Genomic DNA, 24,598 nt, shown 5'->3' with positions numbered 1-24,598 from the left:
GACCGGCTCTAAGGCCGGAACTCCGCCACCAGGTCATATCGGCTGCCGGGAAACAGCTGCCGCACATAGGTCACCGGCTCGCTCGCGCGCCAGGTCCAGCGTTCGAGCTGGAGGCAGGCGGCATGGCTGCGGATGCCGAGCAGCCCGCCTTCCTCCGAGGCTTCGACCGCCTGGATGCGGTGGCGGGCCTCGGTCCAGGGCACATGCGCGAGCAGCCAGCTCCCCGGCGCGATCTCCTCGAAGGATTCGTCTTCGGCCTGCGGCACCGCCGACAGCGACAGCGTGCGCTGCTCCCATGCTAACGGAAGGTCGCCGCTGTGATGGATGCCGGCCAGGTGCAGCACCGGCCCCACGATCCCGCTTTCCGCGCCGCGCCGCTCCTCGCCCCGGCGCCGCATCCGCAATTCCCAGCGATGGACCTCGCCCCGCGCACGGACGGCCTCGGCGAGATCGGGCACCTCGAGCACCGCCGACTCGATATGCGGCCGAGCCACGAACGACCCAGCCTTGCGCCGCCGCTCGATCAGCCCGTCATGGGCGAGCCGCTGCAGCGCCTTGCTGACCGTCGCGCGCGAACAGCCGTAATGCGTGACCAGCTCATGCTCGAAGGGAATCCGAGTCCCCGGCGGCCAGTCGCCGGAGTGGATGCGCGCCTCGATGTCGCAGCGGATGCGCTGGTCGAGCGTCAAGCGAGCACCCGCCGCATCGCCTGGGCGTAGCGCACCGCCACAGCTTCCGCCGCGACATGGCGGCCGCCCTCCACGCAAAGCCGCCCGGCCCGCCACACGCGATCGACCAGGCCCGCACGGCCGGTGAAGACCCAACGGTCGAGGATCGTCGCCGGATCGGCGGCGGCGAAGCAGGGATGCGACATGGCGAAGCTCACGATATCCGCCGCCGCGCCGACGACCAGCCCGCCCCGCACGCCCAGCGCCTGCGCACCGCCCGCCAGCGCGTCGCGGAACAGCCGAGTGCCGGCCGAGGGCGCCGCCTCGTCCGCGGTCAGCACCCGTCGCCGGTCGCGCAGCCGCTGCGAATATTCGAGCGCGCGCAGCTCGCCGGCCGCATCGACGCAGATGTTGGAATCGGTGCCGGTCGCGATCCGCCCGCCCTGCGCCAGATAGCGCGTCGCCGGGAAGATGCCGTCGCCGAGATTGGCCTCGGTGACCGGACACAGGCCGGCGACCACGCCGCTGGTGGCCAGGCGGTCGCACTCGCCATCGGCGAGATGCGTCGCGTGGATCAGGCACCAGCGCGGGTCGAGCGGCGCATGATCGAGCAGCCACTCCACCGGCCGCGCACCGCTCCAGGCGAGGCACGCCTCGACCTCGCGCTGCTGCTCGGCGGCGTGGATATGGATCGGGCCGCCGCCTGCCACCGGCAGGATCGCGTCGAGTTCCGCCGGCGTCACCGCGCGCAGCGAATGCGGCGCGATGCCGAGATTGGCGTCGCCTTTGAGGTGCGCTCGGCTCGCCTCCACCAGCTCCGCGAAGCCGTCGACGTCGCTGACGAAGCGCCGCTGTCCCGGCACCGGCGCAACTCCGCCGAAGTCCGAATGGGCGTAGAACACCGGCAGCAGCGTGAGCCCGATCCCCGCCGCCTCCGCCGCCGCGACGATCGCGCCCGCCATCTCGGCCGGATCGGCATAGCGTTCGCCCGAGATGTCGTTGTGGAGGTAATGGAACTCGCCGACACGCGTGTAGCCGGTCTCCAGCATCTCGACATAAGCCTGGGCGGTGATCGCGGCGACGTCCTCGGGGGTCAGCCGGTCGAGGAAGCGGTACATCACCTCGCGCCAGCTCCAGAAGTCGTCCTCCGGCTGGCCGCGCGTCTCCGACAGGCCGCCCATGCCGCGCTGGAAGCCGTGGCTGTGGACGTTGCCGAGGCCAGGGATGGCGGCGCCGTGCCGTTCGGCGTCGCCGGCCTCGGCGCCGGGTTCGACCGAGGCGATACGGCCGTCGGCAACGGTCACCAGCACCGATCGCGCCCAGCCGTCCGGAAGCCATGCCTGTTCAAACCAAAGCCGCTGCATCGCCGCCTCCACCTTAGCTCCTCCCCGGCACGGGGAGGGGGACCATTTGCGGAGCAAATGGTGGAGGGGGCCCTCGGCACCGGATTCCGTAGCGGCCCACCCCCTCCACCACCGACCTTCGGTCGGCGGTCCCCCTCCCCGTGCCGGGAAGGATCTGCATTATTATGACTAGACATAATCCCTCCAACAGGCAAGGATCGCGCAATGGATCGGCTGTGGACCAATGCCCGCCTCGTCACCATGGCAGGCGACGGCCTCGGCATCATCGAGGACGGCGCGGTCGCCTGTACGGCTGGCCGCATTACCTACGCCGGCCCCCGCGCCGACGCACCGGCGACCGCGGCGGAGGTAATCGACTGCGGAGGTCGCTGGATCACGCCGGGCCTGATCGATTGCCACACCCACCTGGTCTACGCCGGCGACCGCGCGGGCGAATGGGCGATGCGGCTGGCCGGCGCGAGCTATGAGGAGATCGCACGCGCTGGCGGCGGGATCCTGTCGACGATGCGCGCGACGCGGGCAGCGGACGAGGCGGCGCTGGTCGCCGCCGCCCTCCCCCGGCTCGACGCGCTGCTCGCCGAGGGCGTGACCACGGTCGAGGTCAAGTCCGGCTATGGCCTCACGCTCGCGGACGAGCGCAAGATGCTCGCTGCCGCGCGGGCGCTGGGGCGCGAACGGCCGGTGCGGGTCGCGACGACCTTCCTCGGCGCCCATGCCGTGCCGCCCGAATATGCCGGCCGTCCCGATGCCTATGTCGACCTCGTCTGCGACGAGATGATCCCGGCCGTCGCGGAGCTGGCGGATGCGGTCGACGCCTTCTGCGAGGGGATCGGCTTCACTCCGGAACAGACCGCACGCGTGTTCGACGCGGCGGCGCGCCACGGCCTGCCGGTCAAGCTCCACGCCGAGCAGCTCTCCAACCAGCACGGCGCGGCACTGGCCGCCCGCCACGGGGCCCTGTCGGCCGACCACCTCGAGCATCTCGACGCCGAAGGGATCGCGGCGATGGCGGCGGCGGGGACGGTGGCGGTGTTGCTCCCCGGCGCCTTCTACTTCACCCGCGAGACACGTCTGCCGCCGGTGTCCGCGCTGCGCGCCGCCAATGTCCCCATCGCGCTCGCGACCGACTGCAACCCGGGTACATCGCCTCTGACGTCCGTCCTCCTCGCGATGAACTTCGGAGCCACCTTGTTCCACCTGACCGTGGAGGAATGTCTCAAGGGCGTCACCCGCCACGCCGCCCAGGCACTGGGCCGGCTGGACAATCTCGGCACGATCGAGACCGGCAAGCACTGCGACCTCGCGATCTGGGACATCGATCGGCCCGAGGAGCTCGTCTACCGCATCGGGTTCAACCCGCTGCACACCCGCGTGTGGAACGGCCAATGCACGACCTCATCCTGACCCCCGGCGCGGTCCCCCTCGCCGACTGGCGCGCCATCTACCGCGGCGCGAGCCTCCGCCTCTCCCCCGACTGCGCCCCCCGCATCGCCGAGAGCGCCACGGCGGTCGACCGCATCCTGGCCAAGGGCGCGCCGGTCTACGGCATCAACACCGGCTTCGGTAAGCTGGCGAGCGTCCGCATCGCCGACGCCGACCTCGCCACCCTCCAGCGCAACATCGTGCTCAGCCACGCCGCCGGCGTCGGCGATCCCACCCCCGCGCCCGTTGTTCGCCTGATGCTGGCGCTCAAGCTCGCCAGCCTCGCCCAGGGCGCCTCCGGCGTGCGGCCGGAGACGGTGGCGCTGCTCGAAGCGATGCTCGCCCGCGACCTGCTACCGGTGGTCCCGTGCCAGGGATCAGTGGGCGCCAGCGGCGACCTCGCTCCGCTCGCCCACATGGCCGCGGCGATGATCGGCGTCGGCGACATGCTGGTGGCCGGGGAACGCCGGCCGGCCACAGAAGCGCTGCGCAACGCCGGCCTCAAGCCACTGGAACTCGGGCCGAAAGAGGGGCTGGCGCTGCTCAACGGCACGCAATTCTCTTGCAGCTATGCCCTCGCCGGCCTGTTCGAGGCGGAGACTTTGTTCCAGGCGGCGCTCGTCACCGGCGCGCTCTCGACCGAGGCGGCCAAGGGCACCGACACCCCCTTCGACCCGCGCATCCATGCACTCCGCCGCCACGCCGGGCAGATCGCGGTTGCCGAGGCGCTGCGGGCGCTGATGGCCGGATCGGCGATCCGCGCCTCGCACGTCGAGAATGATCCGCGCGTGCAGGACCCCTATTGCCTGCGCTGCCAGCCGCAGGTGATGGGTGCGGCGCTCGACGTGCTGCGCCAGGCGGCGGCGACGCTCGCGATCGAGGCGAACGGCGTCTCCGACAACCCGCTGATCTTCCCCGAAAGCGACGAGGCGTTGTCGGGCGGCAACTTCCACGCCGAGCCCGTCGCCTTCGCCGCCGACATGATCGCGCTGGCGATCTGCGAGATCGGCTCGATCGCCGAGCGGCGTATCGCGATGCTAGTCGACCCCGCGCTGTCGGGCCTCCCTGCCTTCCTGACGCCGCGACCGGGGCTCAACTCGGGTTTCATGATCCCGCAGGTGACGGCGGCGGCGCTGGTCTCCGAGAACAAGCAGCGCGCCTATCCCGCCAGCGTCGATTCGATCCCGACCTCCGCCAATCAGGAGGACCATGTCTCGATGGCCGCGCACGGCGCGCGCCGGCTGCAGGCGATGGCGGCGAACGCGCGGGCGGTGATCGGGATCGAGCTGCTCGCGGCGGCGCAGGCGTGCGATTTCCACCAGGGGCTCGCCTCCTCGACGATGCTGGAGGCGGCGCGGGCGCTGGTGCGGCGCGAGGTGCCGTATCTGGAGGACGACCGCTACTTCCATCCGGAGCTGGAGCACGCGACTGCGCTGGTCCGCAGCGGCGCGCTGGCCGACGCGGTCGGATTACCGCTGCCGGGGCTGACGGCATGACCGACTGGCTGGAGGTGACGCGCGGCGAGGCGCCGCTGGTGGTCGGCCTCCCGCATACCGGCACCGAGCTGCCGGACGGTCTGGCCGACAGGTTCGTCTCGCCATGGCTGGCGCGGTGCGATGTCGATTGGTGGATCGAGCGCCTCTACGACTTCGCGGCTGATCTCGGCGCGACCGTCGTGCGGACGCGCGTTTCGCGCAGCGTGATCGACGTCAACCGCGATCCGAGCGGTGCTTCGCTCTACCCGGGACAGGCGACGACCGAGCTCTGCCCGACCACGACCTTCGATGGCGAGCCGCTCTATGCCGATGCTCTCCCGGATGCGGATGAGATCGCCCGGCGCCGCGCGACATGGTTCGATCCCTATCATGCCGCACTCTCCGTCGAGATCGAGCGCCTGCACGAACGGCATCCGCATGTCGTGCTCTATGACGCCCATTCGATCCGCAGCCGCATCCCGCGCTTGTTCGAAGGCGAGCTGCCGCAGTTCAATATCGGCACCGACGGCGACACCACCTGCGATCCCGCCCTGGCCGACGCGGTGCTGGCGATCTGCGCCGCGACCGGCCTCACGCACGTTCGCAATGGCCGGTTTCGCGGCGGCTGGACCACGCGGCATTATGGTCGGCCGAAGCAGGGTGTCCATGCGATCCAGATGGAGCTCGCTTGCCGCGGCTACATGGCCGAGCCCGACCGACCGGACGAAACCAACTGGCCCTCACCCTACGATCCCGCCGTCGCCGAGCCGATGCGCGCCACGCTCACCGACATCCTGAAGGCCTGCCTCGCCTTCGCCAGCAGCAGGAGCCGCCGATGACCCGCCTCGACAACAGCCGCACCATCCGCCCCGCCACCGGCCCCGAACGATCGGCGAAGAGCTGGCTCACCGAAGCGCCGCTCCGGATGCTGATGAACAATCTCCACCCCGACGTCGCCGAGCGGCCGGAGGAGCTGGTCGTCTACGGCGGCATCGGCCGCGCCGCGCGCGACTGGGAGAGCTTCGACCGCATCGTCGAGGTACTGCGGCGGCTGGAGGACAACGAGACGCTGCTCGTCCAGTCGGGCAAGCCGGTCGGCGTATTCCGCACGCACGAGGACGCGCCGCGCGTGCTGATCGCCAATTCCAATCTGGTGCCGCACTGGGCGACCTGGGAACATTTCCACGAGCTCGACCGCGCCGGCCTCGCCATGTACGGCCAGATGACCGCGGGGTCGTGGATCTACATCGGCACCCAGGGCATCGTGCAGGGCACCTACGAGACCTTCGTCGAGATGGGGCGGCAGCACTATGGCGGCGACCTGTCGGGCCGCTGGCTGCTGACCGCCGGCCTCGGCGGCATGGGCGGCGCGCAGCCGCTTGCGGCGGTGATGGCCGGCGCCTCCTGCCTCGCGATCGAGTGCCAGCCGAGCCGCATCGAGATGCGCCTGCGCACCGGCTATCTCGACCGCCGTGCCGACACGTTCGACGAGGCGCTCGCGATCATCGAGGAGTCTTGCGCGGCGAAGCGCCCGACGTCGGTCGGCCTGCTCGGCAACGCCGCCGAGATCCTGCCCGAGCTCTACCGCCGCGGCGTCCGGCCCGACCTGCTCACCGACCAGACCTCTGCGCACGATCCGGTCAACGGCTATCTCCCCGCCGGCTGGACCGTCGCCGAATGGACCGAGAAGCGCGAACGCGAGCCCGATGCGGTGGCGAAGGCGGCCAAGGCATCGATGGCGACCCACGTCCGCGCGATGCTCGACTTCCAGGCGGCGGGCGTGCCCACGGTCGACTATGGCAACAACATCCGCCAGGTCGCCAAGGACGAGGGCGTCGCCGACGCCTTCGCCTTCCCCGGCTTCGTGCCCGCTTATATCCGCCCGCTGTTCTGCCGCGGCGTCGGCCCGTTCCGCTGGGCGGCGCTCTCAGGCGATCCCGAGGACATCTACCGCACCGATGCCAAGGTGAAGGAGCTGCTCCCCGACAACGCCCATCTCCACCGCTGGCTCGACATGGCGAAGGAGCGGATCAGGTTCCAGGGCCTGCCCGCGCGCATCTGCTGGGTGGGCCTGGGCGACCGTCACCGGCTGGGCCTCGCCTTCAACGAGATGGTAGCGAAAGGCGAGCTCAAGGCGCCGGTGGTGATCGGCCGCGATCACCTCGATTCCGGCTCGGTCGCCAGCCCCAACCGCGAGACCGAGGCGATGCGCGACGGATCGGACGCGGTCAGCGACTGGCCGCTGCTCAACGCCCTCCTCAACACCGCCAGCGGCGCAACCTGGGTGTCGCTCCACCACGGCGGAGGTGTCGGCATGGGCTATTCGCAGCACGCCGGCATGGTGATCGTCGCCGACGGCACCGAAGCCGCCGCCCACCGGCTGGAACGGGTGCTGTGGAACGACCCGGCCAGCGGCGTGATGCGTCATGCCGACGCCGGCTACGAGGCCGCGATCGCCTGCGCGCGCGAGAAGGGGCTCGACCTGCCGTCACTGTCCGGCTGATCTTTTTGCGATTGCGTGTGCGAGTCACTCTCAATAAGAGCCCCGGACAATCAAAAAGGGGGCTGATGGTGATTCTGCGCGTGGCGATGCTGGTCGGGGCAAGTGTGTCCGTTCTCGCCGGATCGGCTCATGCGCAGCAGCCGGAGGACGCCGAGGACATCGTGGTGACTGGCGACCGCACCGACCGCACCTTGCGGCAGACCGCGTCGAGCGTCTCGGTCGCGACCGGAGCCGACGTCGACCGGCTGGGCGGCGCCTACAGCACTGACGACGTGATCGGCCGCATCCCCAACGTCGTCACGGCGCGGCCGTCGAGCAGCGCGCCGGCGATCCGCGGCATCGACGGCACCGGACCGGCGGTGGGCGGCGACGCCTTCTTCGGCGGCACCCGCCCCCGTGTGAACTTCCAGGTCGACAACCGCACGTTGACCTTCAACGAGACCATCTATCTCGACGGCGTGTTGTGGGACATCCAGCAGATCGAGGTCTACCGCGGACCGCAATCGACGCTGCAGGGGCGCAACGCGATCGGCGGCGTCGTCGCGGTGAAGACGGTCGATCCCGGCTTCGCCTGGAGCGGCAAGGGGCGCGCGGTGCTCGGCGAGGACCGGGTCCGCCAATATTCGGGCGCGCTAGGCGGCCCGATCGTGCCGGACGTGCTCGCCTTCCGTGTCGCGGCCGACTGGCGGACCGAGCGGTCGTTCGTCGACTTCGAGCCCTATACGGCCCGTCGGGAGGGAATCTCGACGGAGACCAGGGAGATCGACGATCCCGAGCGCAGCCGCTCGCTGATGCTGCGCGGCAAGCTGCTGTTCACGCCCTCGCCCGACGTGCGGGCGCTCGTCACCGTCTCGCACACCGATGCCTATGCGCCCCAGGCGATGGACGTCCTCCGGCCGTTCGACCGGCATGAGGCGTCCTACCCGGCGATGCCGCGGTTCCGCACGCGCGCCGACGTGCTGGTCGCCGATACCGACTTCCGCATCGCCGACGGCCTGTCCTTCGCCTTCCTCGGAACCGCGACCGATTTCCGCGTCCAGCGCTTCGCCGCACTGAACGACGGCAATGCGCTGATCGACGGTCGCGAATATACCGCGGAGCCGCGGCTGCGCTTCGGCTCCGCGGAGGATCGCCTCTCCGGCTTCATCGCCGGGCTGGTCTATCGCACCCATCAGGACGAGGCGATCGACCTGTTCGCAGGCGGCATCTTCCACGACCGTACCCACACCAACGCGGTGTTCGGCGAACTGGTGTTCAAGGCGACGCCGAAGATCGACCTGACGCTCGGCGCCCGCTACGAGGCCGAGGAGCGCGACCGTACCGGCGGCGCGGGCATCTTCGCGATCGATTTCCATCGCACCTTCAAGGCTTTCCTGCCCCGCGCGACGGTGGCGGTGCGCGCGAGCGACAATGTCACGGCCGGCGTGACGGTCGGGCGCGGCTACAACGCCGGCGGCGCCGGCTTCAGCTACGAGCCGCCGTTCCAGCCCTATGTCTACGACAAGGAAACGGTGACCAATTACGAAGGCTTCGTCCGCAGCACGCTGGCCGGCGGGCGTCTGGACCTGCGCGCGAACGTCTTCTTCAACGACTATCGCGGACTGCAGCTTCCGTTCGATCTCAATCCCGACCCGGCGATTTTTTCCTACGTCATCCGCAATGCCGGGCGCGCCACCACCTATGGCGCGGAAGTGGAATCGCGCTACCGCGCGCTCGACGGCCTGACGCTGTTCGCCAACGCCGGTATCCTCAAGACCAAGGTCAATCGCTACGCCGATCCTGAAATCCAGGGGAACGAGCTGCCGCGCGCGCCAGCCTTCTCGCTCAACGCGGGGGTGCTGGCGCAGCCGGTCGCGCCGCTCGAGCTGTCGTTCGACATCCGCTACACCGACGCCTATTTCTCCGACGCGATCAACGACGCCCGCGGCAAGACCAGGCCCTATACCATCGCCAATGCGCAGATCGGCTGGCGGACCGGACCGACGCGGCTGTTCGTTGCGGCCTCCAACCTGTTCGACACCACCGACGTGGTACGGCTGTCGCCGGGCTCGACCTATGCCCAGGACGTCGCGACCATCTCCCGCCCCCGCCGCGTGACCGCCGGCGTCGAGCTGGCCTTCTGACCGCCATGACCCGCAACGCCACCCGCCGCTGGTATCTGGTCCACAAATGGACCAGCATCGTCTGCACCGCCTTCCTGCTGATGTTCTGCATCACCGGGCTGCCGCTGATCTTCCATCACGAGATCGACGAGCTGACCCGCGCGCCCCAGCTCGCGCAGACAGCCGCCGGTAGGACGATCGACCTCGACCAAGTCACCCGCGACACGCTCGCCAAGCAGCCGCCCGGATGGAAGATGCTGTTCCTGAGCTGGGACGACGAGAAGCCGCTGATCTACTCCGTCGTCGCCCCGTCGTTGAACGCAACGCAGGACCAGGCGAAGATCCTGCTCTACGACGCGCGCGACGGCCGGACGGTCGACGCGCCGCCGGTCAACGAAGGCGTGATGGCGTTCCTGCTCGAGCTCCATTCGCAGCTGCTGCTCGGCATCCCCGGCCAGCTGTTCCTCGGCCTGATCGGCGTGGTCTTCCTCGTCGCGGTGGTGTCGGGCGTGGTCGTCTACGCTCCCTTCATGCGCAAGCTCGCCTTCGGCACGGTGCGCAAGGACCGCAGCCGCCGCCTCAAGTGGCTCGACACGCACAACATGGTCGGGATCGTCACGCTCGGCTGGGTGAGCGTGGTCGGCCTCACCGGCTTCATCATCACCATGACCACGCCGATCACCGCGATCTGGCAGATGGACGAGCTCGCAGAGCTGGCGGCGCCCTACAAGAACGCCGCGGTTCCGACCCGGCTCGCATCGGTGAACGGCGCGGTCGCCACTGCGAAGGCGGCGGTCCCTGAAGGCAGGGTCAGCTTCGTCGCCTGGCCGGGCACGCAGTTCAGCACCAAGCATCACTATATGGTCGCCTTCGCCGGCAACACGCCGCTCACCGAACGGCTGATCAAGCCGGCGATGGTCGATGCCGAGAGCGGCCGGCTCAGCGACGTGCGCGAGATGCCCTGGTACGTCCAGGCGCTGTTCCTGTCGGTGCCGCTCCACTTCGGCGACTATGGCGGGATGCCGCTCAAGATCATCTGGGCGCTGCTCGACATCGCCGCGATCGTGGTGCTGGTGACCGGCCTCTACCTGTGGCTCGGCCGGCGGCGCGTGCCGATCGAGAAGCGGATCAACGAGCTGACCAGCGGCGGCGTGATGGAGCCGGCGGAATGAAGGCGGACCGCAGCCGGAGCAACTGGCGGATCTTCCGCTGGCCGCTGCTGATCGCGGCGGTGAGCCTGGTCGGCCTTCTCTCTGCGCTGGTCGGCGACGGCGGATACGATCTTCTGTCCTGGCTGACGCTCGGATCGACGCTGGTGGTGATGGCGATCGCCTGGCGCGGGCGCGTCCGGTCCCGCTGACGGCCCCCTCGATCTGAACCGACCTGCTGCCGGAACGTTGATCGCGCGGGGGCTGACGCCAACCGCACAGACCGATCCGATGCCGACGGAGCCCGAAGAGAAGCCGGTCCATATCTCCGCCGAGGATGCGCGCGGCGGCGAGATCATCCTCAGGAGCCGCGCCCGGCGCGCGGTCTTCCTTGCCGGATTGGTCGGCATGGTGGTGCTCGCGATCCTGCTCGTGCTCGCCGGCGTCGCGCATTGGCGCGGCTGAGACACTCGGATGGAAGCGCTGGAGCGGCGGAAACGATCGTTCAGGCGATCTCGCCGGCCGGCAGCAGCCTCACCTTCGCTGCCGCCTCGCCCGCGACGCGGCGGGCTTCGCCGATACCCTCCGCCAGCGCCAGCGCCACGCCCATGCGCCGGTGCGGACGCATCGTCGGCTTGGCGAAGATACGCACGTCCACCTCGCCGCCCGGCACGGCCAGCGCGTCGGCCAATCCCTCGACGACATAGTCGCTCGCATCCTGCTCCGCCAGGATGACCGCCGAGGCGGAAGGGCCGCGCAGCCGCACCTCCGGAACCGGCAGACCCAGCACGGCGCGCGCATGCAGGTCGAACTCGCTGAGGTTCTGCGAGATCAGCGTCACCATGCCGGTATCGTGCGGACGCGGCGACAGCTCGGAGAAGATCACCTCCTCCCCTCGCACGAAGAACTCGACGCCGAAGATGCCGTAGCCGCCGAGATCATCGACCACCTTGCGCGCCATCTCCTGCGCCGCCGCCAGCGCGCCGGCCGACATCGCCGCCGGCTGCCACGATTCCTGATAGTCGCCGCGCTCCTGGCGATGTCCGATCGGCGGGCAGAAGCTGACGCCTTCGCGGCTGCGGACGGTGAGCAGCGTGATCTCGTAATCGAAGTCGACGAACTCCTCGACGATCACCCGCCGCCGGTCGCCGCGCATGTTGGCGACGGCATAGTCCCACGCGGCCGCGAGATCCTCCTCACGCCGCACCGTCGTCTGCCCCTTGCCGGACGAAGACATCACCGGCTTGATCACGCAAGGGAGGCCGGTATGCGCCGCGCCCGCCCGTACCTCGTCCAGGCTCTCGGCATAGCGATAGCGCGAGGTGGTGAGCCCCAGCTCGGCCGCGGCGACCTCGCGGATGCGGTCACGGTTCATGGTCATGACCGTCGCACGCGCCGAGGGCACCACGTTCAGACCGCGCTCCTCGACCTCGGCCAGCACCTCGGTACGGATCGCCTCCAGCTCGGGAACGATGAAATCGGGCCGATGGCGGTCGATCGCGACGCGCAGCAGCTCGGGATCGAGCATCGAGAACACCTCGGCCTCGTCCGCCACCTGCATCGCCGGGGCGCCGGCATAGCTGTCGCAGGCGACGACATAGCAGCCGAGCCGCTTTGCGGAGATGACGAACTCCTTGCCGAGCTCGCCCGACCCCAACAGCATCAGCTTCGCCGTGAACGCCATCGCACGCTTTCCCCTGACGGATGAATCAAGGGCCCCGTTTGCGATCATCGGCGCGCGCTGTCGAGCGTTCGATACCCCGGCCGTCAGAAGATCGGCACGCGATGCCCCACCATCTCGGCCAGCGCGGCCGGCTGGTGCAGCGTCGCCATGCTGTTGCCGATCGTCACCACCCCCTCGCGCCGGAGCGCCTGGAGCGTGCGGTTCACATGGACGCTGGTCAGCCCCATCGCGTCCGCCATCAGTTCCTGGGTGAGCGGCATCGGGAAACTGCCTCCGCGGGCGACGCCGGCTGGCTCGAGCCGCTCGTACAGCTCCAGCAGGAAGTCCGCGATCCGCTCGTAGGCGGTAAGGCGCCCCAGCCGCATGATCTGCGCGAGCATATAATGATCGTCGAGCGTGCGGCTGAGGTCATAGGCGGCCGCCAGGCCGGAGTCGGGATCGAGTTCCTCCTGACGCGGAAGGTGACAAATCGCTACATCCGTCAGCGCGACGATCGTGCTGAGCGCGACCGGCTGATGTCCGCGCCCGATCCCCATCAGGTCGCCGGGCAGCAGCAGGCTCAGAAGCTGCCGCCGCCCGTTCGAGAGCGTGCGCATCCGCGCGGCCCAGCCGGACAGGATGAGCAGCGGTCGCGCGATGGGATCACCCTCCCGCATCAGCTCCGACCGGGCCTTGACCCTGCGTTGCGTGCGCTCGGCCATGAAAGCGATGCGGATCAGCTCGGCCTCGTCGAGAGAGGTCAGCGTCGCCAGTCGCCGGAGACCCGGACTCACCTCCTTGCGATGAGCGGATTGCGTTTCGGGGGACCGGGTGACGGCCTGCTCCGCCATCTCGCGGCCGGTATCACCATCCAAGGTCGCCATGTCGGGATTGCGCTCGTGCAGGATCTCCATACCGACCTCCTCCTCCTCCGGCTGAAGAGGGGCCGATCACGTTCCACCACCATGCGGCGGCATGCGGCCGAACTCGTCGGATGAATATTCCGTCGAACAAGGGGAGTGATCCTGGCCGGTTCGCCGGCCGGGGCATCCTCCCTGTTGTCCACCGTAGAAGAACCCCTGCGCGGCCCAAGAGTTTCCGACGTCGGTGGATTGATCGCGACAGCGGCACCGGCTGTCCCCGATAATGTCCGCGCGCTACCTCCTTGGGATTATCGGCCTTTAACCCACCGCACGGATCAATGCTTGCAGCGGGCATAGGAGCGCAGGCAGATGTCCCTTGTTCTTGGGAGGGGCACATGGCCGTCACCGACATCGCGACCCGCACCTACAATCACGGCTTCCGCCTCGACCCGATCGTCCGCAGCCTGCTCGACACCGACTTCTACAAATTCCTGATGCTGCAGATGATCCGGCATCTGCATCCGGATGTGCAGGCGACCTTCTCGCTCATCAACCGCACCAAGTCGGTCCGGCTCGCCGAAGTGATCGACGAACGCGAGCTGCGCGAGCAGCTCGACCATGCCCGCACCGTGCGCTTCACCAACAAGGAGCTGATCTGGCTCGCCGGCAACAGCTTCTACGGCCGCCAGCAGATGTTCGCGCCCGACTTCATCGCCTGGCTGCGCGATTTCCGCCTGCCCGACTACGAGCTGCGTGCGGTCGACGGCCAGTATGAGCTGACCTTCGACGGCCCCTGGACGCATACGACCATGTGGGAGATCCCCGCGCTCGCCATCGTCAACGAGCTCAGGTCGCGCGCGGCGATGCGCGGCAAGGGCCGTTTCGCGCTCGACGTGCTCTACGCCCGTGCCAAGGCGAAGCTGTGGGACAAGGTCGAGCGGCTGCGCCAGCTTCCCGACCTCATGCTCTCCGACTTCGGCACGCGGCGGCGGCATGGCTTCCTCTGGCAGCGCTGGTGCGTCGAGGCGCTGAAGGAAGGGCTCGGCGAGCGCTTCATCGGCACCTCCAACGTGCTGCTGGCGATGGACAACGACCTGGAGGCGATCGGCACCAACGCCCATGAGCTGCCGATGGTGCTCGCCGCGCTGGCCGAGGACGATGCCGGCGTCGCGGCGGCGCCCTATCGCGTGCTGGAGGAATGGCAGGCGCATTATTCCGGCAACCTGCGCGTGGTGCTGCCCGACGCGTTCGGTACCGCCGCCTTCCTGCGCGATGCGCCGGACTGGGTAGCCGACTGGACCGGCTTCCGCCCCGACAGCCTGCCGCCGATCGAGGCGGGCGAGCAGATCATCGCCTGGTGGCAGGCGCGCGGCCGCGATCCGCGCGAGAAGCTGCTGATCTTCTCCGACGGGATGGACGTCGACACGATCGAGGCGACCTGGCGCCATTTCCACGGTCGCGTGCGGATGAGCTTCGGCTGGGGCACCAATCTCACCAACGACTTCCGCGGCTGCGACCCCGACGGCGCCGCGGGACTGGAACCGATCTCGCTGGTGGCGAAGGTGACGCGGGCGAACGGCCGGCCGGCGGTGAAGCTTTCCGACAATCCCGCCAAGGCGACCGGTGATCCGGACGAGATTCGGCGCTATCTGAGGATCTTCGGCGAGGAAGGCAGGACGGAAGTCGGCGTCCGGGTTTAGCGTGGACTGACTGACGGACGGCAAGGGAGGAAGAGGCGATGTTCAGGCAATGGTCGAAGGGTGTGGCACTCGCGGGCGCGCTGCTGGTGGCCGCCGCCGCACCGGCTCAGCAGGCGCAGCAATCGCCGGCCGAGCTCTACGGCGACCTGTTCGCCGCGGTGCAGACGCAGCGCCTCTTCCCTGACGGCAAGACTTTCGTCGACGCCGTGCCGAAGCGCGACCCCAAGGCGATCGTCGCCGCCTATTCCCAGGCGCGCCCGAACGGCAAGGAGGCGCTGCGCCGCTTCGTGCTGGACAATTTCACCGTTCCCGGCGTCAACGACCACGGCCCGAGCGACGTGCGCGCGCACGTCCGCAGGCTCTGGCCGACGCTGGTGCGCCAGCCCGAGCCGGTGCCGCCGGGTAGCTCGGCGCTGCCGATGCCCGAGCCCTATGTCGTCCCCGGCGGCCGCTTCCGCGAAATGTATTATTGGGACAGCTATTTCACGATGGTCGGCCTGGCCGTCGACGGGCAGCAACCGCTGGTCGAATCGATGCTCGCCGACTTCACCGACACGATCGAGCGCTACGGCCATATCCCCAACGGGATGCGCACTTATTATCTCAGCCGATCGCAGCCGCCCTTCTACGCGCTGATGCTTGACCTCTCGAAGAGCGAGGACCCTGCGCTCGCCAAGCGGCGGCTGGCGGCGCTGAGGCGCGAGCATGATTATTGGATGAAGGGGGCGAGCTGCCTCGACAGGACCGGCGTCTGCGCGCGCGTGGTGCGGATGCCGGACGGCTCGCTGCTCAACCGCTATTGGGACGACAAGGACACCCCGCGCGACGAATCCTATGCCGAGGACGTCGCCACCGCCCGCGCGAGCGGCCGTCCGGCGGGCGAGGTCTACCGCCACCTGCGCGCCGCCGCCGAGAGCGGCTGGGACTTCAGCGCGCGCTGGCTCCCGGATCCCAAAACGCTCGCGACGATCCGCACCACCGACATCGTGCCGGTCGATCTCAACAGCCTGATGTTCGCGATGGAGGAGCGGATCGCCGAGCGCTGCCGCGCCCTCGCCGACACCGCCTGCGCCGGCGATTTCGCCGCCCAGGCCAAGCGGCGCAAGGCGGCGATCGACCGCTATCTCTGGAGCTCGCGCGAGGGCCGCTACGCCGACTGGGACCGGATCGCGCGCAAGCCGACCTCGGTGGTTTCCGCAGCGACCGCCTACCCGTTGTTCGTCGGCGCCGCCTCGCCCGACCAGGCTTCGGCGGTGGCGGCGACCATCAGCCGCGTACTGCTCGCGCCGGGCGGCCTGCGCACCACGCCGGTCCGCACCGGCCAGCAATGGGATGCGCCCAACGGCTGGGCCCCGCTGCAATGGGTCGCGATCGCCGGGCTCGACCGCTATGGCCAGAAGGACCTCGCGCGCGAGATCTCGAAGCGCTGGATGCACACCGTCGCGCTCACCTACGGCGAGACCGGCAAGATGCTCGAGAAATACGACGTCGAGGAGCATCGCGCCGGCGGCGGCGGCGAATATCCGACGCAGGACGGCTTCGGCTGGACCAACGGCATCGCGAGCGCGATCCTGGAGCGCTACCCGGACCTGGCGAACGCTCCGGCGAGCTGATCGAACCGCCTATGCGCCATGCTCCATGTGCGCATAGGGATCGGTCTGCCCGGCAAGCCACGGATCGCGCGTCGCCGCGCGCACCGCCCGCAGCCGCTCGCGCAGGTCGGAAAGCACGCCGGCATAGGCCGGATCGGCGGCGACGTTGGTCAGCTCGTCGGGATCGCGCCCGAGATCGTAGAGCTCCTCCGCCGGCCGCTTGAGATAGGCCGCCTGGGTCCGCTTGCCGAGCCGGATCGACGGATCGGCGCTGATCGCCTTCCAGCTCGGCGATCCGGCGACGTCGCCCGCGATCGGATAGTCGAGCGGTGAAGCGAGGTTGAGGATATAGCTGTGTGCGCGCGTGCGGATCGCGCGCATCGGATAATATTGGTTGATCTCGTGGAAATCATGGCTGGCGAACACCGCGTCGCGCCCCACCCCCTGCCGTTCACCGAGGAGCGGCAACAGCGACTTGCCCGACAGCGGATACTTCGGTCCGGCGACGCCGGTGAACTCGAGCACGGTCGGCGCGATGTCGACCCAGCTCACCATCGCATCGTTGACGCTCGCCCGCTGTCCCGGCGCCCGGATCATCAGCGGCAGATGGAGACCGGGATCGTAGAGATTGGTCTTTGCGCCCGGGAACGGCCGGCCGTTGTCGCTGAGGAAGATCACCAGCGTGTCCTTCGCCCGCCCGCTCGCCTCCAGCTCGTCCAGGATCATGCCGACGCCCACGTCGAGGCGGCTCAGCGATTCATAATATTCGGCAAGGTCCTGCCGCACCGCGGGAATGTCCGGCAGGTGCGACGGGATCGGTACGCGCCTCGGATCGTAGCGCGCCGGTTTGACTCCCGGCCAGCGGCGGTCGTTGCCGTAATCGGCCGCCGCGCGATGCGGATCGCTGTAGCCGACCGTGACAAAGAACGGCCGGTCGTTGGTGGACCGGATGAAGCTTCCCGCCGCCACCGCCAGCTCGCGCACGTCGCGGATGCCCGATCGCTCGGGCACCAGCTCGACCTCATAGGGAAAGGCGCTGTCGGGCCCGACATGCTTCTTGCCGACCAGCGCGACCGCATGGCCGGCGCGCCGCAGCAGCGACGGCAGCGTCTCGATCCCGTCGAGCAGCGACTGGTGGTGCACGTCGTGCTGCAGCCCATACATGCCGTTCTGGTGCGTGTAGAGGCCGGTATTGATGACAGCCCGGCTGGGGCTGCACGAGGAGACGGCGGCATAGCCTTGGGTAAATCGCGTCCCCGCCCGCGCGAACCGGTCGATCCGCGGTGTGCGGATCGGCACGCCATAACAGCCGAGGTCGAGCCCCTGGTCGTCGGAGATGAGCAGCAGCACGTTGCGCTGCCGCCCCGCCGGCGCCGCCCTTAGCGCCGGTGCCAGCGCGGTCCCGGCGGCCAGGGTGGCGGTGCGGCGGAGCAGCGTGCGGCGGTCCATGGCCCCTCGCGGGTTACGCGAAAAGGAAACGGGCGCCGGAACCCGGCGCCCGCTCCACGATCAGAACTTCACCGCCGCGCTGAACCGGAATGACCGGCCCAGGATCGGCCGCGCCAGGATCGGTCCTTCGCCCTGCGAGCCGATGACACGCGGGTTGCCTTCGGTCAGGCCGATCTCGTCGGTCAGATTGTTGCCGGTGACCTGCAGCCGTATCCGATCGTTGACGTCGACCGACACGCCGGCATCGAGCTGATAGAAGTGCGGCAGCAGCTGCTCGTTCTCCGGGTCGGAGAATCGGTCGCCGGTATATTGCAGCGTCGCGAAGATCGACGGCTTAAAGCCGCCGATGTCGACCTCATAGGCCGGCGTCACGCGCCACGCCCAGCGCGGCTGGCGCTGCACGCGGTTGCCGGTGTTGTCGATCGTGCCGCCACCCGTGAAGAAATCCTCATAGGTGCCGTGGAGGTAGGTCGCCGCACCCGACAGGGTGAAGCCCCGGAACGGCCGAAGCGCACCCTCCAATTCGACGCCGGTCGCCTTGGCACCGCCGATCTGGCTGAGCGGCACGTTGTCGACGAGCTGGGTGGTCGCGAGCCCGTCGAACTTGTTGTGGAACACCGTGGCGTAGAGGTTGATCCACGGCATCGAGACCTTGATGCCGCCTTCGTAGGTGTCGACCTGGGCCGCCACCGCCAGGCCGCTGCGGGCCGCGATATCCGCGTCCGAGGCGTCACGCAGATTGTCGAACTGCGGGAAGCTGTTGCCCCGGCTGTAGCGCGCGAACACGCCGATCTGGCTCGTGATGTCGTAATTGGCGCCGACGGTCCACGACCAGGCCGAGTCCGAATAGTTGATCTGCCGCGGCCCGCCGAACACGGAGACGGCATTGTCGTAGAGCGTGTCGGGATTGCCATCGAGGTCGACCGTCCCGCCAGGCGTGCGGACCATCCCGTCGATCTTGTGCCGCTGCCAGCGCACGCCGCCGTCGACGCGCAGCTCCGGCGTGATCTGGAACTCGTCGACCGCGTAGAAGGCATAGTCGCTGCCGTCATACTGGCCGTCGACGATGAAGCCCTGCCCGCTGGTGAAGCCGTTGAACGTCGCGGTCTGCAGAGCGCCGGCCGCGTTGGTCAGCGTCATGTTGAGCAGCCGCGCATTGGGCTCGCCGGTCAGCAGCACCTGGTTGCCGAGCGTCCAGCGGTCGCGCGAGCTGTAGTTGGCGTAGTAGAAGCCGCCCGTCAGCTTGTTCTTGCCGGCGGTCCATTCGAAGCCGGTGTCGGCGACGAAGGACGAGATCTTCTTGCGCACCTCCCAGATGCCGGCGCGCATCACCGGCGTGGTCGCCGCGAGCGTGCCGCCGCCGTTGACGTAGCTGAGGCTCGAGAGCGTCGCGCCGTCGCCGCCGAGCAGCTCCGCCATGTCCGAAGCGGCGATCGGCGCCTCGGTCGGCACCAGCCCGACGGTATCGGCATGGCCGCCGAGATAGCTGGCGCGCTCGCGGAAGCGGAAGCCGTCGGCGATCTCATAGTCGAAGTTGACGCCGGTGTTGATCACCTTGGCGCCGCGCCCGTCGGCGAGGTCGACGGTGCGGCCCGCGAGGTTGGTGGTAACCCGCGTCTCGCGCCCCGGCAGCGCGCCGGTGCCGGCGTCGAAGCCCGGATAGGCGTGGATGTCGCCATCCTGGTCCTGGACGATCGGGATCGGCAGCAGCCACTGGCCGCGGTCGTTGAGGTAGCGCGCATAGACCTCGACCGAACCGCGGTTGCCGAAGTCGTGGTGGATGTTGCCGGTGATCTGCCCGCCCTTCTCGGCGCGGAACTGCGGATCGCGGATGCCGTTGCCCTGGGCGTAGAAGCCGCCGACCATGAAGCCGGTATCTTCGTCGAGCGGCCCCGAGATCCAGGCGTCTCCTCGAATCTCGTCGTAATCGGTGTAGGAAATCTTGCCGAGCCCGTGGAAGTTGCTGCCGCCGGTGCGCTGGACGACGTTGACGGTGAGGCCCGGCTGCCCGTTCGAGAACAGCGATCCCGTACCGCCGCGCACCGCCTCGACCCGCTCGACCGTCTCGTCGAGCCGGACGAGCTGCGAATTCTCGAGGAACGACAGCGTCGGCGGCGGGAAGATCGGCACGCCTTCCACCTGGAAGGTGACGAACTGCGCGTCGCCGCCCGACGGATAGCCGCGCACGAAAATGTTGGCGCCGTTCTGCCCGCCCGAGCTCTCCGCCATCACACCCGGGATGGTGCGGAGCAGGTCGGCGGTGCTGTTGGGCGCCGCCTGCGCGATCGCATCGGCATTGAGCGTGGTCAGGGCGAACGCAGCATCTTGCCGCCGCGTGCCGCCACCGGCGGTGCCGACGACGATGATGTCCTCGCCCGTCTCCTCGGGTACGGCAGCAGCCGGTTCGGTCTGCTGCGGCTGTGCGGCAGTCGCCGCGTCCTGCGCCTGGGCCGGTACGGCCATCGCGAACAGCGACAACGGCGCGGCACTGCCGGCGAGCAGCGCGACGAATTGGGTCTTCCTGGTCATGGGGTCTCCTCCCTGCGATGTCCGGCGCTCTGTGACGCCGTTACGCCCCTAGTTAGTTTCGCCCTGCCACCTTTCAACGGTGGCGGCGGCGAACTGCACGAATCGCCGGATCGCGGATTTGTTCCCGCCGGGCGATTACCCGCAGGCGCCCGCCGCCAGGGCGATCGAACCGAGCGGCCCCGCCGAGGCGCCGAGTCGAGGCGCCACGATATAGTCGGACGGCGGAAGCTCCATATAGCCGTTGATGCTCCTGCACAGCGCCGCCTCGATCCGCTCGAGCAGATGGGGCTGGCCCGACACCACGCCGCCGCCGATCGCAATGCGATGCGGTCCGGTCGCGCAGACGAGCGCGTGGCACATAGTAGCAAGCACATCGACGATCGGCTCCCACACCGGATCGTCAGGCGTGAGATCGGCGACCGCGCGCCCCTCGAGCCGCGCCACCAGCGCCGAGCCCGAGGCGAGCCCTTCGACGCAATCGTCGTGGAACTGGCAGGCGCTGGGGAGGTGATCCGTCGGCAGCCGCGGCACGCGGATATGGCCGATCTCGCTATGTCCGATGCCGCGCGTCGGCCGCCCGTGCACGATCAGCCCGACTCCGACCCCGGTGCCGACCGTCACATAGGCGAAGTCGTCGAGGCCCTGCGCGCACCCCCAGCGAATCTCGGCCAGCGCGGCGCCGTTGACGTCGGTATCGAACCCCACCGGCACGGCAAAGGGCGCGGACAGGACGCCGCGTACGTCGGTGCCGGGCCAGCCGGGCTTGTTGGTCGCGAGGATCTGCCCGTGACGCGGCGAGGCCGGATTCAGCTCGAGCGGACCGAAGGAGGCGATGCCGAGCGCGCGAAAGCCATGTGAGTCCTCCCATTCGTGCAGCGCCGCCAGGATCGCCGGCAGCGTCTCGTCAGGGGTGGTCGTCGCGATCGTGCGCTGGTCGATGATCGCGTCGGGCCCATGCGCCAGCGTGCAGATGCATTTCGTCCCGCCGAGCTCGATCCCCGCCAGCGGCAGCTCGTCCGTGCCGACGCTCATGCGCAATCCTCGAAACGCAGAGCAGCCTTGCCGTCCGGCGAACATGGATCAAGGATTGCGCACGGCAACACGGCGCTGGGGACGATTATCATGGCAGCTTGCTTTCGACTGGAACGGAAGGCGGCGGAGGGACGATCGCGCCGATCATGGGAATGAGCGCCAGGCGGAACCGGATCGGCGTCCTCGGCACGAGACAGGAGCATCGAACCATACGAAGGCTTCCCCCTCTCCCTTGCCAGACGCCTGCTCGTGTCCCGAGCGGGTCCGAGCGCGCCCGGAGCCGCTTGTGCAGCGCATCGGCTCGATTAATACTTCAATTTGCATAATTCAACGATCGATGCCGGTCGGTCAAACAGGAGGGGGATCAAGGCATGGCGACTAGGAGCTTGAATCCGAATGCGGTCGTGGCGGCGGCGCTCGGCGGCCTGCTGTTCGGCTTCGATACCGCGGTGATCGCAGGCGTGACCGACGCATTGCGGCATTCCTTCGGCCTCTCGCCGGTCGCGCTGGGGAGTGCCGTCTCGGCAGCGTTGATAGGCACGCTGATCGGCGCGCTCGGCGCCGGTGCGCCGGGCGACCGCTATGGCAGCCGCACCATGTTGTTGTGGGTGGCGATCGCCTATGTCGTCTCGGCGGTCGGCTCGGCGGCGAGCGGCGGACTGGCGATGCTGATCGGCTTCCGCTTCATCGGCGGCCTCGCGATCGGCGGTTCCTCGGTGCTGGCGCCGGTCTATATCGCAGAGATCAGCCCGGCCGAGCGTCGCGGGCTGCTGGTCGGATCGTTTCAGCTCAGCATCGTGGCCGGCATCCTCGCGGCCTATGTCAGCAATTTCCTGATCGGCCGGGTCATCGACGGCGAACTCGCCTGGCGCCTCAAGCTCGGCGTGGCGGCGCTGCCCGCGCTGCTGTTCCTGGCGATGCTGCTGCGGATTCCGCAAAGCCCGCGGTGGCTCGTGCAAAAGGGGCGGGAGGCCGAGGCGCGCGAGGCGATCCGGCAGCTCTCGATGGGCGATCCCGACCGGCTGATCGCACAGTTCCGCGCCGGCGAGGACCAGGGCGGTGGCGCGCGTCTCGACTGGCGCCGGCACCACAAGCCGATCCTGCTCGCCGTCGCGATCGCGCTGTTCAACCAGCTCTCGGGGATCAACGCGATCCTCTATTATCTCGGCGACATCTTCGCCGCCGCCGGCTTCAGCGGCCTGTCGGCGGACCTGCAGTCGGTGGCGATCGGCGTCGCCAACCTGGTCGCGACCTTGGTCGGCATGGCGGTGATCGACCGGATCGGACGCAAGCCGCTGCTGCTGACCGGTGCAGCGGGGACGGCGGCGGCGCTGGCCGCGGTGGCGGCGATCTACACCAGCGGCACGGGCCAAGCATGGCTGCTGCCGGCGCTGATCGTCTTCATCCTGTTCTTCGCCATCTCGCAGGGCGCGGTGATCTGGGTCTATCTGTCGGAGATCTTCCCGACCGCCGTCCGCGCCCGCGGCCAGGCGATCGGCAGCGCGACCCATTGGGGCATGAACGCGCTGATCGCCTTCGGCTTCCCCGTGGTCGCGCAGCACATGCAGGCGCTGCCCTTCTGGTTCTTCGCCGCCGCGATGGTGGTGCAATTCATCGTCGTATGGCGCTATTTCCCCGAAACCCGCGGCATATCGCTGGAAACGATGGAAGAGGCGGTGGAGGGTTCGTGATAGCGATAGCAAGGAAAACATGCGATGCACGCCGCAACGATTGAACCGGACAGCCCAGACGTGATCGCAGCCACCATCCGCGGAACCACCGCATGACGCCCCCGTCCCGCGCCCGCCCGCGCCTGTCCGGCACCAATCTCGAGCGCGCCGCCGACCATAACCAGCGCGTGACGCTCCACGCGATCCGGGTGTGCGGCTCGCTGACCCGGGTGGAGCTCGCCGGCATCACCGGCCTCACCGCACCCGCGATCGCCAACATCACTCGCCGCCTGCTCGACGACGGACTGATCGAGGAAGCCGGCCAGCGCCGCGGCGGACGCGGCCAGCCTCCGACAAAGCTCGTGATCCGAAGGGACGCCTGCTACTCGATCGGCGTCAACATCGACCGCGACCATATCACCGTCGTGCTGGTCGATTTTTCGGGCCACACCCTGGCCCGGGTGTCGGAGGAGGTGAGCTTCGCCCTCCCCGACCACGTCCGCTCGCTCTATCGCCGCTCGATCAAGAAGATGCTGCGCCAGGCCAGCGTCGAGATCGGCAAGGTGGTGGGACTCGGCGTCGCGGTGCCCGATGATCTCGGGCTGGTCGACCTGCCCGGCCGCCCGGCCGCCTATGCCGCCTGGGAAGGGATCGACATGACCGATCTCTTCGCCGAGCCCTTCGACCTCCCCGTCTTCACCGAGAACGACGCCGCCGCCGCCGCGATGGGCGAGATGCAGCTCGGCCTCGGGCAGAAGTACAACAGTTTCTTCTACATCCTGATCTCGTCCGGCCTCGGCGGCGGTCTCGTCGTCGACGGCGCCTATGTCCGCGGTGCGGACGGGCGCAGCGGCGAGCTCGGCTTCATGCGCGCGCCCGGCAGCAACGGTCACGGCGAGCAGATCCAGGCGCTGGTGTCGCTCTCCGGCCTTGCCCGCCATCTCGAGGGCCAGGGCCTCGCGCTGGCCGATGCGATGGGCAAGCCCTCCGCCGATGCGCGGGTGAATGCGTGCGTCACGGAATGGATCGAGCGCGCCGCGCGGCAGCTGACGGTGCCGCTCGACGCGGTGAACTGCCTGATCAATCCGGCGGTAGTGCTGATGGGCGGCCGCCTCCCCAGCCATCTGCTCGAGCAGCTCGCCGAGCGGACCAATGCGCTGATGCGGGAGGAGACGAACCTGTTCCCCGCGATCGCCCCCGTCGCGCGCGCGGCACTCTCCGAGGACGCCCCCGCGGTCGGCGCGGCGATCCTGCCGTTCAGCCACTTCCTGCTGCCCAAGCCCGGCGCGCTGTGGAAAGCATCGGGAGCGGGCGTCGCGGATTACGCGGCTTAGAATCCCTTCGTCCCAGTTGAATCCGTCATTCCCGCGAAGGCGGGAATCCATTGTCGCTGAAGGCGATGAGTCTCACAACGGCCA

General features: G+C 69.0%; 19 protein-coding genes. 12 read left to right on the top strand and 7 right to left on the bottom strand.

The window, feature by feature from the left end:
- Positions 1-8: 8 nt before the first annotated feature.
- Positions 9-689 carry a histidine utilization transcriptional repressor HutC gene (gene hutC / locus AC2YHA_RS01870; protein ID WP_487400149.1) on the bottom strand — a complete coding sequence of 227 codons (681 nt, stop codon included), beginning with the start codon at positions 687-689 and terminating at the stop codon, positions 9-11.
- Entirely contained in the window at positions 686-2,032 is a 1,347-nt protein-coding gene (locus AC2YHA_RS01865; RefSeq protein ID WP_487400148.1) for a formimidoylglutamate deiminase, read from the bottom strand. Before AC2YHA_RS01865 ends, hutC begins: the two co-directional genes overlap by 4 nt.
- Before the next feature lie 204 nt (positions 2,033-2,236).
- Between AC2YHA_RS01865 and hutI the strand changes: the two genes are divergently transcribed.
- The 8 genes from hutI (at position 2,237) to AC2YHA_RS01825 (ending at position 11,147) form a co-directional block, all read left to right on the top strand.
- Positions 2,237-3,436, top strand: a complete 1,200-nt coding sequence (hutI, locus tag AC2YHA_RS01860; RefSeq protein WP_487400147.1) for an imidazolonepropionase — start codon at positions 2,237-2,239, stop codon at positions 3,434-3,436.
- Positions 3,418-4,950: a histidine ammonia-lyase gene (gene hutH / locus AC2YHA_RS01855; protein WP_487400146.1), complete on the top strand. Its 1,533-nt coding sequence runs from the start codon at positions 3,418-3,420 to the stop codon at positions 4,948-4,950. Before hutI ends, hutH begins: the two co-directional genes overlap by 19 nt.
- A complete protein-coding gene (gene hutG / locus AC2YHA_RS01850) occupies positions 4,947-5,768 on the top strand; it encodes an N-formylglutamate deformylase (protein ID WP_487400145.1) in 822 nt (273 codons plus the stop codon). The genes hutH and hutG overlap by 4 nt, the downstream gene beginning before the upstream one ends.
- Entirely contained in the window at positions 5,765-7,432 is a 1,668-nt protein-coding gene (gene hutU / locus AC2YHA_RS01845; protein ID WP_487400144.1) for a urocanate hydratase, read from the top strand. Before hutG ends, hutU begins: the two co-directional genes overlap by 4 nt.
- A gap of 65 nt (positions 7,433-7,497) precedes the next feature.
- Positions 7,498-9,555 (top strand): TonB-dependent receptor, encoded by a 2,058-nt coding sequence (locus AC2YHA_RS01840; protein ID WP_487400143.1) that lies wholly within the window; start codon positions 7,498-7,500, stop codon positions 9,553-9,555.
- 5 nt (positions 9,556-9,560) lie between these two features.
- On the top strand, positions 9,561-10,706 hold the full coding sequence (locus AC2YHA_RS01835) for a PepSY-associated TM helix domain-containing protein (protein ID WP_487400142.1): 1,146 nt from the start codon (positions 9,561-9,563) through the stop codon (positions 10,704-10,706).
- Positions 10,703-10,894 (top strand): hypothetical protein, encoded by a 192-nt coding sequence (locus AC2YHA_RS01830; RefSeq protein WP_233783203.1) that lies wholly within the window; start codon positions 10,703-10,705, stop codon positions 10,892-10,894. The genes AC2YHA_RS01835 and AC2YHA_RS01830 overlap by 4 nt, the downstream gene beginning before the upstream one ends.
- 79 nt (positions 10,895-10,973) lie before the next feature.
- Entirely contained in the window at positions 10,974-11,147 is a 174-nt protein-coding gene (locus AC2YHA_RS01825) for a peptide ABC transporter permease (RefSeq protein ID WP_233783205.1), read from the top strand.
- Positions 11,148-11,187: 40 nt separating this feature from the next.
- On the opposite strand, the gene purT is transcribed toward AC2YHA_RS01825, so the two are convergent.
- Together purT and AC2YHA_RS01815 are read right to left on the bottom strand one after the other, a co-directional pair.
- Positions 11,188-12,366 carry a formate-dependent phosphoribosylglycinamide formyltransferase gene (gene purT / locus AC2YHA_RS01820; RefSeq protein WP_233783207.1) on the bottom strand — a complete coding sequence of 393 codons (1,179 nt, stop codon included), beginning with the start codon at positions 12,364-12,366 and terminating at the stop codon, positions 11,188-11,190.
- Positions 12,367-12,449: 83 nt separating this feature from the next.
- Entirely contained in the window at positions 12,450-13,259 is an 810-nt protein-coding gene (locus tag AC2YHA_RS01815; RefSeq protein ID WP_233783208.1) for a Crp/Fnr family transcriptional regulator, read from the bottom strand.
- A 344-nt stretch (positions 13,260-13,603) separates the two neighbouring features.
- Between AC2YHA_RS01815 and pncB the strand changes: the two genes are divergently transcribed.
- Together pncB and treF are read left to right on the top strand one after the other, a co-directional pair.
- Positions 13,604-14,908, top strand: coding sequence for a nicotinate phosphoribosyltransferase (gene pncB, locus AC2YHA_RS01810; RefSeq protein WP_487400141.1), 1,305 nt, complete (start codon positions 13,604-13,606; stop codon positions 14,906-14,908).
- 38 nt (positions 14,909-14,946) lie between these two features.
- Positions 14,947-16,521, top strand: coding sequence for an alpha,alpha-trehalase TreF (treF, locus tag AC2YHA_RS01805; protein WP_487400140.1), 1,575 nt, complete (start codon positions 14,947-14,949; stop codon positions 16,519-16,521).
- Positions 16,522-16,530: 9 nt separating this feature from the next.
- Here treF and AC2YHA_RS01800 read toward each other — a convergent pair whose 3' ends face one another.
- From AC2YHA_RS01800 to AC2YHA_RS01790, 3 genes are all read right to left on the bottom strand, one after another.
- Positions 16,531-17,949 (bottom strand): sulfatase-like hydrolase/transferase, encoded by a 1,419-nt coding sequence (locus tag AC2YHA_RS01800; RefSeq protein WP_487400139.1) that lies wholly within the window; start codon positions 17,947-17,949, stop codon positions 16,531-16,533.
- A 60-nt stretch (positions 17,950-18,009) separates the two neighbouring features.
- Positions 18,010-20,478, bottom strand: a complete 2,469-nt coding sequence (locus AC2YHA_RS01795; RefSeq protein WP_487400138.1) for a TonB-dependent receptor — start codon at positions 20,476-20,478, stop codon at positions 18,010-18,012.
- Between the two features lie 135 nt (positions 20,479-20,613).
- A complete protein-coding gene (locus tag AC2YHA_RS01790) occupies positions 20,614-21,510 on the bottom strand; it encodes an ROK family protein (protein ID WP_487400137.1) in 897 nt (298 codons plus the stop codon).
- Between the two features lie 371 nt (positions 21,511-21,881).
- Here AC2YHA_RS01790 and AC2YHA_RS01785 point away from each other — a divergent pair, with 371 nt between their 5' ends.
- Positions 21,882-23,201 (top strand): sugar porter family MFS transporter, encoded by a 1,320-nt coding sequence (locus AC2YHA_RS01785; RefSeq protein ID WP_487400136.1) that lies wholly within the window; start codon positions 21,882-21,884, stop codon positions 23,199-23,201.
- Positions 23,202-23,293: 92 nt separating this feature from the next.
- On the top strand, positions 23,294-24,514 hold the full coding sequence (locus AC2YHA_RS01780; protein WP_487400135.1) for an ROK family transcriptional regulator: 1,221 nt from the start codon (positions 23,294-23,296) through the stop codon (positions 24,512-24,514).
- Positions 24,515-24,598 lie beyond the last annotated feature (84 nt).

This window comes from Sphingomonas sp. SRI_018, from assembly GCF_057586275.1.
The sequence above is the reverse complement of the archived record's forward strand: the minus strand, read 5'-3'. Positions and strand labels throughout refer to the sequence as shown.